We start from the raw sequence: 19,211 nt of genomic DNA, 5'->3' as shown, positions 1-19,211 counted from the left end.
CGAGCGTGACCAGACCCCACAGCATCAGGTACTCCGGCTCATAGCGCGCACTTAAGCTCGCCCTTCACCATTGCGTCATGCCCACGCAGTCAGCGGAGTGGATGGCCACGGCACGGCTATTGCGCCGCACCGGTTTCGGCACCACCGGTCGTGCCGTCGACGCCGCCGTCGCGCAACCGGACTATCTGACCGCGGCCCTCAACTCCGACCCGGAGGCCGATCCCGGTGCCAAGGCGACGCCCCTACCGGCGTTCCCGGCGACCACCCCGCCGGGCAAGAACGCGACCGCCGCCGCGCGCAAGGAGTACAACAGCAGCCTCAGTGACCAGCTGCACACCCTGTCGCAGTGGTGGCTGGAGCGCATGGTGTCGGTTCAACAGCCGGTCCACGAGAAGCTGACTTTACTGTGGCACAACCACTTTGCCACCTCGGCGCGCAAGGTCCGGGCGGCAGGGCTGATGGCCACACAGAACCAGAAACTACGGGCCGGCGCCCTCGGCGACTTCCGGTCACTCGCGTACTCGATGCTCATCGATCCGGCCATGCTGCGCTGGCTGGATGGTCAGCAGAACACCGAGAAGGCCGCCAACGAGAACTTGTCACGCGAGTTCATGGAGCTCTTCGCGCTCGGCCACGGGAACGGCTACACCGAATCCGACGTGCGAGAAGGAGCCCGGGCGCTGACCGGGTGGGTGATCAGAGACGGGCAGTCCAACCTGGTCCACAAACGGCACGACACCGGCGACAAGACCGTGCTGGGTGTGACGGGTGCGCTGGACGCGGCGGGATTCTGTGACGCCGTTCTGGCGCGACCCGAGTCTTCACAGTATGTGGCACAACGGCTCTGGCAGCAGCTCGCGTCGGATGACCCGCCGTCGGCATCGGCGCTATCGCGCCTGGTCGGCGCCTACGGCACCGGCCGCGACTTGAAGGCGCTGACGCTGGCCATCCTGACCGACCCGGAGTTCGTCTCCCATCCGTCGTCGCTGGTGAACACTCCGGTGGAGTGGACGGTCGGGCTGGTGCGCGCCCTCAAGGTGCCGACGACGCAGAATGCTCAGCTGATCGACCAGACCCTGAAAATGCTTGGCCAGCAGCCCTTCTACCCTCCTGACGTCGGTGGCTGGCCGCGCGGCCAGGCTTGGCTGTCCACCGCAGGTGCGGGAGTTCGGTTACGTGCGGCCACCGCGCTGGCCCGCAAGGGTGACGTGTCCGCGGTATCCGACGCGGCGCCGTCAGATCGCATCGACGCGGCCGGTTACCTGCTCGGCATCGGGTCGTGGTCGGACCAGAGCGCAGCCGCGCTGCGCCCCCTGGTCAACCGCCCGCCCGAGCTGGTGGCTACTGCGGCGAACACGCCCGAGAACCTGACGTCGTAAGGGTGGACATGGTTGAGATGAATCGGCGCAGGTTTCTGTTCGCCAGCACGGGATTGACTGCGGCGGGACTGCTGGCCGGCGCCACCTTCGGATTGCCCGACCTGCTGCAAGCGGCGCACGATCGTCCGCTGGCACAGGGATCAGGCATCTTGGTGCTGGTCACGATGTATGGCGGCAACGACGGCATCAACACGCTGATCCCGTACGCAGACTCCGCCTACCACCAGTCCCGGCCCGAATTGGCTTACGCCGCATCCGAAGTGCTGCATCTCGACTCGGCGTTCGGGTTGAACCCCGGGATGCGCGGCCTCGCCGGGTTGTGGCAGAAGCGGCAACTCGCGGTGATCCGCGGGGTCGGCTACCCCAAACCCGATCACAGCCATTTCCGGTCGATGGATATCTGGCAGACCGCCTCGCCGGACGAGCCGGTGCCTACCGGCTGGATCGGACGGTGGCTCGACGCCACCGGGGACGATCCGCTGCGCGCGGTGAACATCGGCACGGTCCTGCCACCCCTCGCAGTCGGCGAAAAGGTCACCGCTGCAGCACTTTCGGTCAATGGTGACCATACGGTGAAGTCGTTCGCCAACACCATCGATGCCCTCGGCGCGCCGGCCGCCCAGGACACCCCGGCCATGGCCATGGTACGCCAGTCGTATCGGGCTGCGCAGAGAACCGACGCCGCACTGCAGCCCGCCACGCAAGCCGGTACCCGGCCGGCCTCGCACAAGGGTAAGTCGCCGACCGCAAAGAGCAAGTCGGGCAACGCACTTGCCGATCAACTCGGCGTGGTGGCGCGCTGCATCAAGGCCGGCGTACCGACGCGGGTGTACAGCGTCAGCCTGGGCGGATTCGACACGCACGCCGACGAACGCGGAACCCAGCAGCGGCTGCTGGGCCAACTCGACGCCGCGGTGACCGGCTTTCTCGACCAGATCGCCGGCGATCCGCACGGAAGAAACGTTGTGCTGATGGCGTATTCAGAGTTCGGCCGCCGAGTACGTGCCAACGCGTCGCAGGGCACCGACCACGGCACGGCCGGTCCGATGTTCATCGCCGGCGCACCGGTCAAGGGTGGCTTCTACGGCGACGAGCCGTCACTGACCGATCTGGACAATGGCGATCTGAAGGTGACCACAGACTTTCGCGATGTCTATCACGAGGTGCTCACCCGGACACTGGGTACTGATCCAGGGCCTGTGGTCGGCAGCAACCGCAAGGACCTCGGCTTCCTGGCCTAGCCCGCTCCCGCGAGCGTGCGTGTTTGTCTCCGACACACCGTCCCACGCATGCATTGAGGTAGTGCTCGCGGTCGGCGAACGTGCGTAGCGTGCACGGACAGCGCGGCGTGCCGTGCGTAGACACGCACGCTCGCAGGGGAAGTCAGCGCCGGCGCCGCCGCGAGCGGAGGTAGTCGCCGACCACGGCGGCACCCAAGCCATCCAGTTCGGGCACCACGACGCGACCTTCGACGCGCCGGGCCACCTGGTCGATGAACCGGGCCAGGCCCGGATCACTCCCCAACCGGAAGATGGTGATCTGCGCGCCCATTCGGGCCACCTCGTCGAAGCTGCGCACCGTGAAGGCGATGGTGCGCGGATGCGGCGGGTAGTCGAAGAACGTCTCGGTCCCCTCGCGGTACTGCTCCAAGTGAGCCGTCGGCTCGCCGTCGGTGACCACCAGAACGACCGGCTGCGCATTGGGATGACGACGCAGGTGCCGCCCGGCGAGCAGCAAGGCATGGTGCAGGTTGGTGCCCTGCTCGTAGACGCCTTCCAACCCCGTCAGTTCGGCCGCGGTCACTGTGCGGGCATGTCGGCCAAATGCGATGATCTGCAACGCATCCGACCGGAATCGAGTACTCACCAGATGATTGAGCGCCAGCGCGGTGCGCTTCATCGGCAACCACCGGTTCTCCATCACCATGGAGAACGAGGTGTCCACCAGCAGCGCCACCACAGCCTGTGTCCGAGTCTCGGTTTCCGAGATCTCGACGTCGTCGACCGTGATCCGCAGCGGTCCCTCGGGATCCGTACCCGCCTGACGCAGCACGGCATTGGTCAACGTCCGCGTGACGTTCCACGGCTCGGTATCACCGAACTGCCACGGCCGGGTGGCCCCGGTCAGCTCACCGGCGGCACCGGCCCGGCGGGTGTCCCGTTCGCCGCGCCGGCCGGAAAGCTGTTGCGCCACATCACGCAGTGCCGCCTGCCCGAGCTGGCGCATGGCTTTCGGCGACAACCGCCACTGCCCGTCCGAGCCACGATCCAGGAAGCCCTGGTTCATCAGGGTGCGTTCCAGCTCCGCCAAGGCGCGCGCGTCGACGGCGGCTTCGTCGCCCAGTTGTCGGGCGAGCATGTCCAGATCGACGTCGTCCATCTGGGCGCCGGCGTAACTCTGCGAAAGTTGTTCCGCCAGTTGCTCCAACTCCGCGATATCCGCCATCGCCTGAGCGGCCTCACCCATACCCAGCGGGTTGTTGCCCGTGAAACTCCGCTCGCCGGTCCAGTCCTCGCCGGGGCGGGCGGCCCGCAGGTTGGCGTCGAGCCGGTTCAGCGCGTTCATCAGTGACGGCGACCCGAAGGCCTGCTGCGCCAACGCATCCAATTCGGCTCGCTGATCGGGCGACAGGCTGTTGCGGAATCGCTGTGCGGCCGCGGCACGCTGGGCCAGGGAGTCCAGCAGCTCGTCGACGTTCTGCGGATTTTCGGGGAAGAACTGGCCGTGCTTGGCCATGAAATCCTGGAAATCCTGTTGCGTATCTTCACCTTTGGAGTGTTTCTCCAAGAGGCTGTTCAGGTCGTCGAGCATGTCATTGACGGCCTGCCGGTCCTCGTCGGTGGCGTTCTCCAGCGCGTCCTTCATGCCCGCGAACCGCTGGTCCAGCATCTCCCGGCCCAACAGATCCTTGATCTGGTCGTACTTCTGCCGCGCTTCCGCTGAACGCCAGTCGTATTCGGAGAGCTCCTGCACGGCCTTGGCCGGTGATGGCGACAACGACTCCAGCTGCAACTCACCGAACCGCGCGTCGTCATCGAGCGCCCGGGCCAACTCCTTGCGTTCGGCGAGCACGGCCTCGTCGAGCAGCTTCCTGATTTCCTGCAGCGTGCCGTCAAGATTGTTGCGCGACAGCAACTCCCGGCGGCGCCGGTTGGCCTCGGCAGCCAGCCGGTCGGCGCCGCGCATATTCTGGGTACCGCGACGCAGCAGTTCGGAGAGCGCCCGCCGGGGCGAGACCCCCTCCATGACCTCCTGCCCGATCTGCTCCAGCGCCTCCCTCAAGTCGACGGGAGGCGCCAGCGGGTCGGGCCCGCCGGTGTAGCGCGAGTACCGCGAGAGGTGATCAGCCATAAACCGTTTCGCCGTCGTCAGAGGTCTTGTCGATGCGCTTGGCCAGATACAGCGCCTCCAGCGCCAGCTCGACGGCCGCCGCCCGCTCGCCGTCCGACTGCGCTCCCAACCGGTCGGCGATCGCGTCGATCACCGGCAGGTCGGGCAGCGCGGCCAGGACGTCCTTGGCCGACACCCGCTCGCCCGTCGTCACCGGTGAATCCCCTTCCACCGCAGCGACCAGCGAACCGACGTCGATGCCACCGAGCAGCCGCTGCGCGGTGTCTGCTGTCGCGCGGCGCAACAGGTGTTCCAACACCGCCTGCTCGCGCCCTTCCTCGCCGGACTCGAATTCCAGCTTGCCGCGCAGTACGCCGATCACCGTCTGCAGATCCACCACGCGGGCCACGGGGTCCTGCTCGCCCAGCACGGCCGATCGGTGCCGGGCCGCCGCGCCAACGGTTTCCGCCGCCGCGATGGCGAATCGGGCCGACACACCGGAACGCTGGTCGATCGACTGCGACTCCCGCAGGTACCGCGCAAAGCGGGCCAGAATCTGCAGCAGATACTCCGGCACCTCGGCGGCCAGGTGCGCCTCTTGCTTGATGACGCCGACCTCGGCGTCGAGTTCCAACGGGTAGTGCGTCCTAATCTCGGCGCCGAACCGGTCCTTCAGCGGCGTGATGATGCGGCCACGGTTGGTGTAGTCCTCAGGGTTGGCGCTGGCGACCACGAGCACGTCCAATGGCAGGCGCAGCGTGTAGCCGCGGACCTGGATGTCGCGCTCCTCCATCACGTTGAGCATCGCGACCTGGATGCGCTCGGCGAGGTCGGGCAGCTCGTTGATCGCGACGATGCCGCGGTGCGCCCGCGGGATGAGGCCGTAGGCGATGGTTTCCGGGTCACCCAGGCTGCGTCCCTCCGCGACCTTGATGGGGTCGATGTCGCCGACCAGGTCGGCGACGCTGGTGTCGGGCGTCGCCAGCTTCTCGAAATAGCGCTCGCTGCGGTGTTGCCAGGTGATCGGCAGATCGTCGCCTGAATCCGCAGCCCGGCGGATCGACTCGGGCGTGATCGGCGAGTAGGGGTGCTCGCCCAGCTCCGAGCCCACGATGACGGGGGTCCATTCGTCCAACAGACCAACCAGACCGCGCAGCAGACGGGTCTTGCCCTGCCCGCGCTCGCCGAGCAGCACGACGTCGTGCCCGGCGATCAGCGCACGCTCCAGCTGCGGCAGCACGGTGTCCTCGAAACCGAAGATGCCGGGCCAGACGTCCTTGCCGTCAGCCAGCGCTGCCAGCAGGTTCTCGCGGATCTCGGTCTTGATGCCCCGTTCGCGGTGGCCCGTTGCTTTCAACGCGCCGACGGTCTTCGGCAGGTCGGCTGGAAGGTCGTTAGGTGATGTCACGACCTCCACGCTACGACGGTGCTTCGTGACCGGCAGCACCTTGGGCTCTGGAGCTTTACCCAGTACCCTCGGTATCGTGAACTCGCTCGACTGGACTCACCGCCCCACCGACCTCGAGTTCGGCCCCGCCGCGTGGCAGAGCCGACTGCTCGGCGGGCTGACCGCGGTGTTCGTCCGCCCGGTAATCGCCCTGCTCACGCTCATTGGCATGGTCGTCAACCGGTTCCATCCCAACCTGGTCCAGCGAGGCCGCTACGACATCATCGATGGGCCGTTCCGCGCGTTCCGCGCGCTGCCCGGCACGACGGTGACACCGATCGCGTTGGACGACTGCGACGCCGAATGGATCGTCGCGCCCGGCGCACAGGATTCCGATCGCGTGATGATCTACTTCCACGGTTCGGCGCTGATCACCCTCGGCCTGAACTCGCACCGCCGCTGGGCCAGCAAGCTTTCTGCCGCGACCGGCGCCCGGGTCCTGAACGTGGGCTATCGACTGGCACCGCAGGCCCTGATCGAGGACGCCATCGCCGACGGCGTGTGCGCCTACCGCCTGGTGCTGGCCTCCGGCGTCGACGCGAAGAAGATCGTGTTCGCGGGCGACTCCGCCGGCGGCCTGATCGCCACCGGCACCGCACTCGCTGTGCGTGATGCGGGCCTGCAGGTGCCTGCCGGCCAAATCCTGCTGTCGCCGCTGACGTCGTCCGACATGAATCTGAAGTACAACGCGATGCTCGAACACCGCGACGTGCTGTTCCCGTTCATGGCGGTGAAGTACCTCTACGACGTCTTCGCGACGAAGAACGGCACCCATCCGGTGCCGGAGATGCCTACCGAAGCCGACCTGCACGGCCTGGGACCGACGCTCCTTCAGGTCGGCAACAGCGAGATGCTGCGCAATGACTCGTTCGCGCTCGCCGACGCGCTGCGCACTGCCGGCGCTCTCGCATGGGTTCAGGTCTGGGACAAGGCGATGCACATGTTCCAGCTGAGCTTCGACGTCAACCCGGATGCCCGCAAGGCCGTCGCCGAGATCGTGGACTTCTTCGCATACGCCACCACGCAGCAGTCCGGCGAGGTCGCGTCCTAAGCACCGGCCGACCATTCAGCACGCAGGAAGGTGAGCAGCCGCCGAGCCGCGGGAGTGACCGCGGTCGACGCCCACGCAAGTGCGATCTGTCGCTGATAGGTGTTGGGTATCAACGGAATTTCCCGGACCTTGCGCGACGTGTGCTCATCGTGCGGCAGCAGCGCAATACCCATCCCCCGCCCGACGAGCTCGCGGATCGTCGAGAATTCGGTGATCTCCACCGGCACGTGCGGCGTGAAACCCGAATCACGACACCAGATTTCAGTCGCTTGCCGCAGGTGATAGCTGGCCGGGTTGGCAATGAACGTTTCGTCTCGCAGTTCGTCCAACCGGAGACGACGACGTGCGGCGAGCGGATGAGCGGCGGGTAACACGACCCGAATATGTTGGCCGCCGATCACCACATGATCGACATTGCCGGGCGGAGGAATGACCACTGCCACATCGAGCGTCCCGGCCTTGAGGTCCGCGGCCAGTTCGCTGCCGTGAGCCTGTTTGATCTGCAGCCGGATTCCCGGTGCGCGCCGGTGGAATTCGGTGACCAGGCGGGGAACCACGCCGGCTCCCATGGTCAAGGGAAAGCCGAACCGGATGGTGCCGTGCTCGGGATCGGCTTCCCCTGCGATCGTCTCGATGGTCGCTTCCAGCTCACGCAGCGGACGCCGGGCCTGCCCGGCAAGCTGCACTGCGGCCGGCGTCAGACGTACGGTCCGGCCCTCCTGGGTGAGCAACCGGACGCCCAGTGTCTTCTCCAACGCATGAATACGCCGACTCATCGACGACTGCGGAATCCCCAGACTGTCGGCGGCGCGGGTCATGTGCCCGTCTTGGGAATCAAGCTCCTCGAGCGCCCGCAGTTGCGGCGCGAGCTGACTCATCCATTGATCCATATTTGGATGGTAATAGGCAAAACATTCATTGGACGGATTGAACTTGGCGGAGCGATGCTGGGTACGACGAGACAAGGAGCAACCATGCCTACCGCTGAACCCGACATCGCCGACGTTCTCCTCATCGGTGGCGGCATCATGTCAGCCACGCTCGGCGCCATGATCAGCACGTTGGAGCCGCAGTGGCGAATCATGTTGATCGAGCGAGCATCCGACATCGCAACCGAGAGCAGCGGACCGTGGAACAACGCCGGCACAGGCCACTCGGGCTATTGCGAGCTCAACTACATGCCCGACCCAGCCGACGGCTCGGTGGCCGCCGCGATCGCGAAGCAATTCCACCTGTCCCGGCAATGGTGGGCACACCTGGCCGACCAGGACCTGCTCGATCCGACGACGTTCGTCCATGGCACGCCGCACATGGATGTGGTGTTCGGCGACCACGACGTGGCGTACCTACGGCGGCGGTTCGAAACCCTCAGCGCCGACCCGCTGTTCGCCGATCTCGTGTTCAGCGATGATCCCACGACAATCGCCGGCTGGGCGCCGCTGGTGATGGCCGGGCGCGACTCCGAACAAGCGGTCGCGGCAACCCGGCACCCCGGAGGCACCGATGTCGACTTCGGCGCGCTCACCCGCGGACTGGCCCGAATCATCACCTCGAACGGAGGCGAGGTCCGGCTCGGTCATGATGCGCACCGACTGCGCCAGAACCCGGACGGGACCTGGCTCGTCAGTGGTCGACGTACAGACTCGCGCAATAGATTTCAGCTGAGGGCGCGGCACGTGTTCGTCGGCGCCGGAGGTTTCGCCCTACGCCTGCTGCAGCGCGCACACCTGCCCGAAGTCCGGGGCTACGGTGTCCTGCCCGTCGGCGCAGCCTTTCTCCGGTGCTCGCGACCCGACGTCGTCTCCCAGCATCGGGTCAAGGTCTACGGCCAGGCCGCGATAGGCGCCCCGCCGATGTCGGTGCCGCACTTGGACAAACGGGTGATCGGCGGTGAGGACTACCTGATGTTCGGTCCCTATGCCACCTTCAGCACCAAGCTTCTCAAGGGTGGCAAGCTCACCGACTTTTTCACGACGCTGCGGTGGCACAACCTGCACGTGCTGGCCGCAGCCGCGGCACAGAGCCTGCCGTTGGTGCGATACCTGATCAGCGAATTGCTCACCCCTCGCGGCGGGAAAATCAAGCAGCTGCAACGGTATTACCCGGGCGCCGATCCTCAGGACTGGGAGCTGGTGCCGGCGGGACAACGAGCCCAACTCGTCACCCCGGACGCCGAGCGCATCGGTGCACTGCGGTCAGGAACCGAGCTCGTCTGCTCGGCCGACGGCACGATCGCCGGGCTGTTGGGTGCCTCACCGGGCGCCTCGACCGCCGTACCGATCATGGTCGAGCTGCTGCAGCGGTGCTTCCCCGAGCGCTGGGCCACCTCCTGGCAAGTGCGCATGGACACCGCAGTTGCCAACCGCGATACCGAGGTACGACTGGGCCTCTGACGCCAAATGGCCAGGTCCGCACGAAACATCCGCGTGCAAACCTGGCCACACAGCCAATCAAGACCTAGTGGGCGAAGTGCCGAGCGCCGGTCAGGTACAGCGTGATGCCCGCAGCAGCGGCCGCCGCGGTCACTTCGTCATCGCGGACCGAACCACCCGGGTGCACAATGGCTTTCACGCCGGCGTTGGTCAGGGTCTCCAGGCCGTCCGGGAACGGGAAGAAGGCATCAGAGGCAGCGACAGCGCCGCGAACCCGGTCACCGCCCCGCTCGACTGCGAGCCGGGCCGCGTCGACCCGGTTCACCTGACCCATACCGACACCGACCGTGGCGCCGTTGGCGGCGACGACGATCGCGTTCGACTTCACCGCACGGCACGCGCGCCAGGCAAACACCAAGTCGGCCAACGTCTCCGGGTTGGCCGGTGTACCGGTCGCCAGGGTCCAGTTCGCCGGGTCGTCGCCGGCGGCGTCCAGCGCGTCGCGCTGCTGCACCAGCAGGCCACCGCTGACCTGACGGAACTCGGTGCCACCGGGCTGCGGTTCGCTGGCCACCAGGATGCGAATGTTCTTCTTGCGGCTCAGGATTTCGACGGCACCCGGCTCGAAGGCAGGGGCGACGATCACCTCGGTGAAGATGTCCGCGACGGTCTCGGCCATCTCCTCGGTCACTGCCGTGTTGGCCGCGATGACGCCACCGAACGCGCTCAGCGGGTCGCACTCGTGCGCCTTGCGGTGCGCGTCGGCCACCGAGATCGACGACACCGCAATACCGCACGGGTTGGCGTGCTTGATGATGGCCACGCAGATGTCCTCGTGGTCGAACGCTGCCCGCCATGCCGCGTCAGCGTCGGTGTAGTTGTTGTAGGACATCTCTTTTCCGTGCAGCTGCTCGGCCTGAGCCAGACCCGGCCAGCCGGCGTCGTCGCTGTAGAGCGCGGCCTTCTGGTGCGGGTTCTCGCCGTAGCGCAGCACATCACTGCGACGCCAGGTCGAACCGAGCCAGGCCGGCATGCCGGCGGCGGACGCCTCGTCGTCACCGGGCACCAGCACCGACCCCATCCAGGACGCCACAGCCACGTCGTACTCGGCGGTGTGCCGGAAAGCCAGCGACGCCAACTTCTTTCGCTCTTCGAGCGTGAATCCTCCGGCCCGGACTGCGGCCAGCACACCGTCGTAACCCAGCGGGTCCACCACAACCGCGACGCTCGGGTGGTTCTTCGCCGCGGCACGCACCATCGACGGGCCACCGATGTCGATCTGCTCGACGCACTCGTCCTCGGATGCACCCGACGCCACGGTCTGCGTGAACGGGTACAGGTTCACCACAACGAGTTCGAACGCTTCGACCCCGAGCTCGTCCAGTGCGGCCAGGTGCTCGGCCTTGCGGGTGTCGGCCAGCAGGCCGGCGTGCACGCGCGGATGCAGCGTCTTGACCCGGCCGTCCAGGACCTCCGGGAAACCGGTGACCTCTTCCACGGGGGTGACCGGAATACCCTCGGCAGCAATGGTTTTCGCAGTCGAGCCGGTCGATACCAGGATCACGCCGGCCGCGTGCAGCCCGCGGGCCAGCTCCGGCAGGCCGGTCTTGTCGTACACGCTGATCAGCGCACGCCGAATAGGTCGTCGCGTCATCCTATTGCTCCTCACCTCCGCGGCACCCGATGGCCGCCTTTCGCCCACTCCACGTCACACCGCGGAGGGCCACCGCGGCGATCACATCCACCAACAGTCGTCGCTCGACGACCTTGATCCGTTCGTGCAGCGACGATTCGTCGTCGCCGTCGAGTACCGCCACCGGCTCCTGCGCCAGAATCGGCCCCGTATCCGTACCGGCATCCACCAGGTGCACCGTGCTGCCGGTGACCCGCACCCCGTACGCGAGGGCCTCGGACACCGCGTGCGCCCCGGGAAACGACGGCAGCAGCGCGGGATGGGTGTTCAGCACCCGGCCCTGGAAGCGCGCGAGAAACGTCGGCCCCAGAATCTTCATGAAGCCCGCCGAGACCACCAGGTCCGGCTCGTGGGCTGCGACCGCTTCGGTCAGTGCGACGTCCCAGGCGGCCCGGTCGGCGTGGTCGCGCAGCTGGGTCGTGAACGTCGCCGCGCCCGCGGCAGCGCCGATCTCCAGCGCCCGGCAATCGCGGTCCGTTCCGACCGCCACGACGCGCGCCGGGTAGTCTCCGACGGCCGCTGCCAGCAGTGATTCGAGCAGCGAGCCGGTCCCCGACGCCAGAACGACGAGCCGCGCCGGCGCAGTCGGGGGCACACGGAGCGGTTGCTGCACGTAAGCAGCCTAGTGGCCGTCGTCGTCGACGACGAAATGCGCCTCAGGGTCCTCGTCGGGGTCGAAGGCGACGTGTTCGCCGATGCGATCGGTCGTGCCGGACTGATACGCCTCCGCCGGCGCCGGGGTCATGTCGGGTTCGGGACGCGCCGGCCGGCGGGGTTCGGCGGGTTTCGTCACGGGCTCAGGCGCGGGGGCAGGCTCGGGCTCAGGCACGGGGGCCGGCTCGGGCTCAGGCACGGGGGCCGGCTCCGCAGCCTGTTCGAACGCCGGGCCACCGGCGAAGTGTGAATCGTCATCCACGTCCATGGCTGCTGCCGGCACGTCGCCGAACAGGGTCTCGGTAATGGGTTCGTCGTCCTCGACGACACCGGCCGCGCCCGGTTCCTCGCCATGCTGTTCGTCGTCCAGAGGTGCGACGGGCGCCGGCCGCTCAGGCCGACGTGTCAGTCCACCGGCCATGGTCACCGTGAGGCCGCCGATCGACACGAACCACAGGAACACCGCAGGCCCGAACGTCGTCTGGTCCACGCCGAGCTCACCGAAGTTACCGAGGCGACCACTGCCCGCGATCGCCAGCACGACCATCATCACTGCAGCGAGCAGCGATGCCACCGCCAATTTGGCGAACGCAATCGGCCATGGGGCCGGACGCCGCGCGCACTGCTGCCCCACCGCCACCGCCGAGGCTGCCGCGATGATCAGCAGCGCCACCCACACCGGGCCGAGCGGAGGCGACGGCACCGCGGCCAGCACCGGCACGGCAGGAACGTCGCCGCCGAGCACCGTGAACGAACTGAACGTCGCCAGCCCGACGTGCACGCTCGAGCCGACGGCCACCGCCGCCGCTCCGACCATGACGTTCGGGATGTACAGCGCGGACAGCACGGTCAGGCTGAGCTGGCCGAACACCGAATCGGTGATCCCGAAGAGATCGTGCATCGTCGACCAGTGCACGACCATCGAGCCGACCGCGACCAGCCCCGACAGGCCGAGCAGGGCCAGCACCCCGGCCAATGCCGCGCGCAGCGCTTCGGGAAGCCAGTACGGCAGGTGGGCGTCGGTCAGCAGTCGCCCCTGCAGTCGCGAGCCGACGCCGAAGGCCGCACCGAAGGCATGCACGGCCAGGACGCAGCCGAACGCTTGGAGCGCGCTGGGCGTCTGTAACTCAGTGAGCACCGACGACGCGTCGTGGATCACCGCGAGCGCAATCGCCGCGATCAGCAAAGGGCCACCGAGCGCCGACGCGACGATCCACCGGACCACGAACCACGACGCACCCGGCCGCGTCGCGGCCGCCGTGGTGCGGGCGGTGCCCCAGACCATGGCCAGCAGTGGGGCCAGCGGCATCACGCCGAGTTCGGCACCGCCGATGGACACCGGCACGCCGTGCACGCCGAGCCACATGCTGGCCATCGCGCCGAACGCGCCGGTCAGATCGCTGTTGGCGATGACCAGCTGGATCAGCACCAGCGCAGCGATGATCGCCAGGGCGATGCCCGACGGGCCGAACGCAACCCGAAGCAGGTCGCGCGCCTGGCCCGTACCGACTGGTCGGTTATCCACTAGCTGGGTCACTCCTCGCGAGGTCTTCACCCGCCTGTCGCGAGTGCCCTAGCGATTATGACGACGCCGGACCCGATTACTGCGGAGCCGGGGGTTGCTGGAAAGTCGTTGTCGGCTCAGAGCCGGATCCCGTGACGCCCGGAACGCTCGGCGTCGAGGTGTACGACGACGATCCGACTACCGCCTCAGAGGCCGAAGACGCCGGGCCGGCCGACTGCTGCGGGGCCGACGACTGGCCGGCCGACTGCTGCGGCTGACCGAACGCGGGGAACCCGGTCGGAGGGGTCGGCGGACCGGAGTCGGCACCGTGCTGCGGCGTGCCCTGCTGACCGGTGTAGCCGCCGATCGGCCCGTTCTGAGCCTGCGGCTGGTAACCACCCTGCTGGCCGAAGTGCTGGCCGGTCTGCTGGCCGTACTGCTGCTGCGGCTGCTGGCCGTAGTACTGCGCCTGCGGGTTGTAGCCCTGTGCCGGTCCGCCGTAGTTGTACGGATCGGGCTGCGGGCGCGGCGCCGGAGGCTGGATGACGCCGGCGTCCAGCAGCAGCGCCGCCACGGCGCTACCTGCCTGCAGAACCGACAGCACCAGCACGGTGTAGAGGCCCCACTCGACCTCCACGCCATTGGGCGCCTGCACGATCTCGTTGATCACCAGCAGCAGGGCCAGCACCGCGAGGATGGCGACCCACGACTTGAAGCTCTTCTGCTTGGGCAGCAGGCTCACACCGGCGAGCAGCGCGGCCAGCACGGCGACCACGCTCGGCGCCTGGGTCAGGATGCTGCCGGTGCCTGCATCCAGGCCTCCCGCACCCAGCTGGGGCGCGAAGTTGAAGCCGAAGATGAGTAGGCCGAGCGCCGCGACCGCGGTGGTCAGGTACTCAGGCAGTTTGCTCGGGCCGGCCGGCGCAGCGGGCGCAGCCGGGATCTGCTCGGGCAGACGATTGAACTGCTGGGTCGGCCCGGCGTACTGGTTGCTGTACTGGCTGGGCTGCTGGGCGGGCGGATAGCCGGAGTTACCGGGCTGGTACGTCATGACGTCTCCTGTACTGCTCGACTCGACCAACCACGCTAGCGCACTTCACTGAGGGTGCCCGGCATCAGTTGGACCCGCAAAGCATTGTCCTGACCGGCCGCGACAGCCGCGAGCAAACTCTCCGGCGCGTCACGCGGGGACGCGGATGGGCCCCTGCGCCGCGTCTTGTTCGGCTGCCTCGATTTCCCGGACCAACGGCAGCACCTTGGCGCCGAAGTACTCGATTTCTTCCTGGAAATGAAGGAAGCCACCGAGGATCAGATCGACGCCCCGTTTGCGGTAGGCAGCAATCCGTTCGGCGATCTGTTCCGGGGTTCCGATCAATTTGGTACGAAAACCATCGTTGTACTGCACCAGGTCCTCGAAGCTCGAGTCCGCCCACATGCCCTTCTTGTCGCCGGTGGCGTTGCCGGCCTGCTGCACCGCCTGTCGGAACCCTTCGACCGCCGGCCGGTTCGCCTTCGCGACGATCTCCTTGAGCGTCTCTTTCGCTTCCTTTTCGGTGTCGCGGGCAATGATGAAGCCGTTCAGCCCGAAGCGGACTTCGCGGGCAACCTGGCGGGCGTGGTCGCGAACGTCGACGACTTGTTCGGTCACACCGTCGAAGTCCTTGCCGTTGGAGAAGTACCAGTCGGCGTAATAACCACCGTTGCGGCGCGCCGCGCTCGAGTTGCCGCCCTGGAACAGCTCCGGGTTGGGACGATCCGGCGTGTTGAGCGGTTTCGGCTTCAGCGTGAAGTCATGGATGCGATAGAAGTCGCCGCGGAAGTCCACGTCGTCTTCGGTCCAGATCTTGCGCAGTACCTGGAGGAATTCGGCGCTGCGCCGGTACCGCTCGTCATGCTCCAGCCAAGGCTCCCCCAGATGGGTGAATTCGTCCTTGAACCAACCGGAGACGACGTTGACGGCGAAGCGGCCATTGGACAGGTGGTCGGCCGTCGCGCCCAGCTTGGCGAGCACGGCCGGCTGCCACAGCCCCGGATGCACGGCCGCGATGACCTTGAGCCGTTCGGTGGCAAGCAGTAGCGCGAGGCTGAAACTCGTTGACTCGTGCTGGTATTCGGCGCCGTAACTGGCCTCGTACCGCACCTGGCTGAGGGCGTACTCGAAGCCGTTGTTCTCGGCGGTCTGCGCGAGTTTCTTGTTGTATTCGTAGTTCCAGTCGGTGCGTTGTTCGATGTCGCTGGTCACGAGGCCGCCGCTGACGTTGGGCACCCAGTAGGCGAACTTGACGTGGTCGGCGATGCGTTCGGTCGTCATGGGCCCATGTCAACAAGCGAGGTGCACCACCGTCGTGGGTAACGTTCGCGGTGAAGTTATCTCCGATTTGGTTCACAAGCGTCTGGCGACTCAGCTTCGCGGCAAAATGCCAGGTAATCCGCCTTGTTGAGGTTTCTTGCCACCCACCCTTGCGCCCCGATACTGAAACACGTTCTAATCACGGTATGGACTACGGGCTCGTACTTTTCACCAGCGACCGCGGCATCAAGCCCGCCGCCGCCGCCAAATTGGCCGACGACCACGGCTTCACCACCTTCTACGTGCCCGAACACACGCACATTCCGATCAAGCGCCAGGCCGCGCATCCCACCACTGGTGACGAGACGCTGCCTGACGACCGCTACATGCGGACGCTGGATCCGTGGGTGGCGCTCGGCTCGGCCGCAGCGGTCACCTCGCGCGTGCGACTGTCCACCGCAGTGGCGCTGCCCGTCGAGCACGACCCAATCACCCTGGCGAAATCCATTGCCACGCTGGACCACCTGTCCGGTGGCCGGGTGTCGGTCGGCGTCGGATTCGGTTGGAACACAGACGAACTCCAGGACCACAACGTCCCGCCGGCCCGGCGACGCACCATGCTCCGGGAGTACCTGGAGGCGATGCGCGCGCTATGGACCCAGGAAGAAGCCGAGTACGACGGCGAATTCGTGAAGTTCGGTCCGTCGTGGGCGTGGCCGAAGCCCGTGCAGTCGCATGTCCCGATCCTGGTCGGCGCGGCCGGTACCGAGAAGAACTTCAAGTGGATCGCCAAGTCGGCCGACGGCTGGATCACCACACCGCGCGACTTCGACATCGACGAGCCCGTCAAGCTGCTGCAGGACACCTGGGCCGCGGCCGGACGTTCCGGCGAACCGACCATCGTCGCGTTGGACTTCAAGCCGGACGCCGACAAGTTGGCGCGCTGGAAGAAGCTCGGTGTGACCGAGGTGTTGTTCGGCTTGCCCGACAGCGACGATGCCACGGTCTCGGCGTATGTAGAGAAGCTGGCGGGGAAGCTGCGCGACTTCGGGATCTGAGATTCGGCCGGCGCTCTTGGCGTCGGCGCTTCCTAGTCACACTCGATCTGCGGCGGTCAAGGTTCCTTGACCGCCGCGGTTTTGTGCTGGATTTCCGTCAGGGAGCGGGTATCTACGGCCATAGACTGACGTCATGGGGTGGTTCTTTGACGGGTGGGGCCGTTGTCGATCCTGAAGATTCGCGGCACCAACCCACTGACCGTGGTCGACGGCGGCCGCGATCTGAAACGCAAAGCTGAAGCACTCGATGAGCTGATCGGCAAGCAGGTGCATGCCGTCCACGAGCTCGAAGACGACTGGAAGGGCAAGGCCGCCAACGCCGCCCGCGGGGCGGCCTACCGGAACATCGAACACCAGCACCGCTTTCATGAGATCACCGATGCGATGGCGACGGCCATGATCGCCGGCGGCCAGATCCTCGCGACGTTGCGCGACGTACTGCTGAACTGGGTCAGCACGGTGTCCCAGATGTTCAACGTCGCCGACGACGGCGTGGTCACCACCCGTCCGCCGCGGACCGGCGGGGCCTGGGAGAACATCGCTGCCGCCTTCACCAAATGCACACAGAACATGATCAGGGCGTTCATGGATCAGGATCAGAACCTAGCCAACAGCCTCAAAACCATTGCGGGCGGCAATACCCCGGGCAATAACCCCCAGCACGTTCCGGGCTTCACCCCGGGCATCGATCCGGACAGCTTCAACAACGGCCAGATCGGGTTCGAACAGACGATGGCCGGGTTCGGCGATCCGAACACCGGCGAAGGCGGCGTTGGCGTGCCGAATACTGACCTGTCGATCATGGGCATGACACCAGATGGTCGCCTCTTCACTATTCAGGGTGATACCGGCAAAGGGATGAACAAGGGCACAAAGGACGGCGGGCCAGGAGAACGCCCCTCCAAAGAGGAAGGCGGCGGCGGGAACAACAACATCATCTACTGGAAGATGGACGAGCACGGAAAATGGGTCGTCGATGAAGTCGTAAAGGACCCGTTCAAACCGGAACTTGACAAGAACGGCGACCCGCTCGACATATCGACGATCCCGACATCGACATTCAACGTCGGCGACACCATGTACGCCTCAGTGATGAACGTGAAGAACTGGAACAACAACACCTGGCAGACACGTAGCGCCGATCTTTGGCAGTCCACAGACGGTGGAAAGACCTGGAAAGTAGCTGCCACTTGGCCCAACAACGACAAGTTCAACAACGCATTTCAGGTACAGAGCTTTGCCCTGTCCCAAGACGGAGAGACCGTCTACATGTACGGCACTCAGGACGGCCGTACCAACGACGGACTGCACGCCGCCCAAGTCCCTGCAAATCAAATCACTGACCGATCCGCATACAAGTACTGGGACGGAAGCTCATTCACTGGCCATGACCCAAATGGCAGTCCGCCGATGATCAAAACACCACCTGGGGTCAGCGGAATCGGAGAGCCCAACGTGCACTTCTACGAAAACAAAGCCCTACTGACGTTCAACGATGCGGCCGGCGGCATCTACACAAGCTCGTCAATCGACGGGCAAACCGGCTGGACGCCTACTACGAAGGTCGTTCACCAAGACGGTGCCTACGGGGCATTCCAATCGCCTTTCTCAGGGGGCGACTCTATCGATTCCACTCTGTCGCTGTGGAATCGATACGGAACAGCGCTCTACCAAATCGAGAACTCAGACACCAAGAATTTGGGGGCGTACTGACATGCGCGCACCGCGAGTAGCCACAGTGCTAGTAGCGCTATCGGTTCCGCTTATGGGGTGTTCACCGTTTAAGGAAAGTCCGCACACGCCAGCGGTACCACACGACGTCGAGTTTCCGGACTTCAGCAGCTTTACGCCGGCTGCACCCACCATGTATTCCCCTGGAAGCAAGGATGATCCAGGGCTAGAGTTCAGCACGCCCAGCGGTCAGCGCTGCTCCTTGTATGCCGACAGTAGTTCAGATCCGGCACATATCGACTGCAGTGGCCCCATCCCTGGACGAGTACACGACTGGGCACTGCATATTAGGCGCGGTACCGCCGCTGGCGTGGGCGAACTCGTCATCAAATCCGGCCCCGGGATGTTCCGGCCCCCTCCTCCACCAACATTGCCGATCCGACACATCGTGAAAGCCGCACAGGACGACGTCCTATGCGGAATCCTCGACAACGGATCTGCTGCGTGCCGCATCGGCGAACACGGATTCGTGGCGGCTACCGACAAGCTGACACTCTTCTAGGAATACATGCTTTGAAAGACCAACCAGGGGCGCACCGGGAGCATCCGCGCAGCGTCCGAGTACTTTCTGCAGTAACGATTCTCGTCACCGCCGCCGGGTGCACACCGAGCGGAAACAACCACACCACCGACACATCGCCGCACTCGCACAGCGCTGATTTCCCGGACCTGACCACCTTTACCGCGACAGATCCGGCCGGT

General features: G+C 66.1%; 15 protein-coding genes. 7 read left to right on the top strand and 8 right to left on the bottom strand.

All coding sequences use genetic code 11. From position 1 onward, the window contains the following. Positions 1-77 precede the first annotated feature (77 nt). The gene (locus tag G6N59_RS20630) at positions 78-1,379 is read left to right on the top strand and encodes a DUF1800 domain-containing protein (protein WP_138228699.1); all 1,302 of its coding nucleotides are present in this window, start codon (positions 78-80) and stop codon (positions 1,377-1,379) included. An 8-nt stretch (positions 1,380-1,387) separates the two neighbouring features. Further along, on the top strand, positions 1,388-2,620 hold the full coding sequence (locus G6N59_RS20625) for a DUF1501 domain-containing protein (protein ID WP_138228698.1): 1,233 nt from the start codon (positions 1,388-1,390) through the stop codon (positions 2,618-2,620). 142 nt (positions 2,621-2,762) lie between these two features. On the opposite strand, the gene G6N59_RS20620 is transcribed toward G6N59_RS20625, so the two are convergent. Together G6N59_RS20620 and G6N59_RS20615 are read right to left on the bottom strand one after the other, a co-directional pair. Further along, on the bottom strand, positions 2,763-4,730 hold the full coding sequence (locus tag G6N59_RS20620) for a vWA domain-containing protein (RefSeq protein WP_138228697.1): 1,968 nt from the start codon (positions 4,728-4,730) through the stop codon (positions 2,763-2,765). Beyond that, the gene (locus G6N59_RS20615; protein ID WP_138228696.1) at positions 4,723-6,117 is read right to left on the bottom strand and encodes a sigma 54-interacting transcriptional regulator; all 1,395 of its coding nucleotides are present in this window, start codon (positions 6,115-6,117) and stop codon (positions 4,723-4,725) included. The genes G6N59_RS20620 and G6N59_RS20615 overlap by 8 nt, the downstream gene beginning before the upstream one ends. Positions 6,118-6,193: 76 nt before the next feature. On the opposite strand from G6N59_RS20615, the gene G6N59_RS20610 reads away from it, so the two are divergent. After that, complete coding sequence (locus G6N59_RS20610; protein ID WP_138228695.1) at positions 6,194-7,207, top strand: alpha/beta hydrolase; 1,014 nt, start codon at positions 6,194-6,196, stop codon at positions 7,205-7,207. Here the strand turns inward: G6N59_RS20610 and G6N59_RS20605 are convergent. Further along, positions 7,204-8,097 carry a LysR family transcriptional regulator gene (locus G6N59_RS20605; RefSeq protein ID WP_138228694.1) on the bottom strand — a complete coding sequence of 298 codons (894 nt, stop codon included), beginning with the start codon at positions 8,095-8,097 and terminating at the stop codon, positions 7,204-7,206. The genes G6N59_RS20610 and G6N59_RS20605 overlap by 4 nt on opposite strands. Before the next feature lie 84 nt (positions 8,098-8,181). Between G6N59_RS20605 and mqo the strand changes: the two genes are divergently transcribed. Beyond that, positions 8,182-9,600, top strand: a complete 1,419-nt coding sequence (gene mqo, locus G6N59_RS20600) for a malate dehydrogenase (quinone) (protein WP_138228693.1) — start codon at positions 8,182-8,184, stop codon at positions 9,598-9,600. A 64-nt stretch (positions 9,601-9,664) separates the two neighbouring features. Here mqo and purH read toward each other — a convergent pair whose 3' ends face one another. The 5 genes from purH to sfnG form a co-directional block, all read right to left on the bottom strand. After that, positions 9,665-11,233: a bifunctional phosphoribosylaminoimidazolecarboxamide formyltransferase/IMP cyclohydrolase gene (gene purH, locus G6N59_RS20595; RefSeq protein ID WP_138228692.1), complete on the bottom strand. Its 1,569-nt coding sequence runs from the start codon at positions 11,231-11,233 to the stop codon at positions 9,665-9,667. A 1-nt stretch (position 11,234) separates the two neighbouring features. Next, positions 11,235-11,885, bottom strand: coding sequence for a phosphoribosylglycinamide formyltransferase (gene purN / locus G6N59_RS20590; RefSeq protein WP_138228691.1), 651 nt, complete (start codon positions 11,883-11,885; stop codon positions 11,235-11,237). 9 nt (positions 11,886-11,894) lie between these two features. Next, entirely contained in the window at positions 11,895-13,451 is a 1,557-nt protein-coding gene (locus G6N59_RS20585; RefSeq protein WP_138228690.1) for a cell division protein PerM, read from the bottom strand. Positions 13,452-13,527: 76 nt separating this feature from the next. Continuing rightward, entirely contained in the window at positions 13,528-14,481 is a 954-nt protein-coding gene (locus tag G6N59_RS20580; RefSeq protein WP_163911535.1) for a DUF5336 domain-containing protein, read from the bottom strand. Positions 14,482-14,610: 129 nt separating this feature from the next. Next, positions 14,611-15,741, bottom strand: coding sequence for a dimethylsulfone monooxygenase SfnG (gene sfnG, locus G6N59_RS20575; protein ID WP_138228689.1), 1,131 nt, complete (start codon positions 15,739-15,741; stop codon positions 14,611-14,613). A gap of 185 nt (positions 15,742-15,926) precedes the next feature. Here sfnG and G6N59_RS20570 point away from each other — a divergent pair, with 185 nt between their 5' ends. The 3 genes from G6N59_RS20570 to G6N59_RS20560 all read left to right on the top strand — a co-directional run bounded on the left by G6N59_RS20570 (position 15,927) and on the right by G6N59_RS20560 (position 19,011). Next, positions 15,927-16,778, top strand: a complete 852-nt coding sequence (locus G6N59_RS20570) for an LLM class F420-dependent oxidoreductase (RefSeq protein WP_138228688.1) — start codon at positions 15,927-15,929, stop codon at positions 16,776-16,778. A gap of 162 nt (positions 16,779-16,940) precedes the next feature. After that, the gene (locus G6N59_RS20565; RefSeq protein ID WP_138228687.1) at positions 16,941-18,491 is read left to right on the top strand and encodes a DUF4185 domain-containing protein; all 1,551 of its coding nucleotides are present in this window, start codon (positions 16,941-16,943) and stop codon (positions 18,489-18,491) included. Positions 18,492-18,819: 328 nt separating this feature from the next. Further along, positions 18,820-19,011: a hypothetical protein gene (locus tag G6N59_RS20560; protein ID WP_138228686.1), complete on the top strand. Its 192-nt coding sequence runs from the start codon at positions 18,820-18,822 to the stop codon at positions 19,009-19,011. The last annotated feature ends 200 nt before the right edge of the window (positions 19,012-19,211 follow it).

The organism is Mycolicibacterium aubagnense (assembly GCF_010730955.1).
GTDB classification, from domain to species: Bacteria; Actinomycetota; Actinomycetes; order Mycobacteriales; family Mycobacteriaceae; genus Mycobacterium; species Mycobacterium aubagnense.
This window is presented reverse-complemented; position numbering and strand designations above follow the sequence as displayed.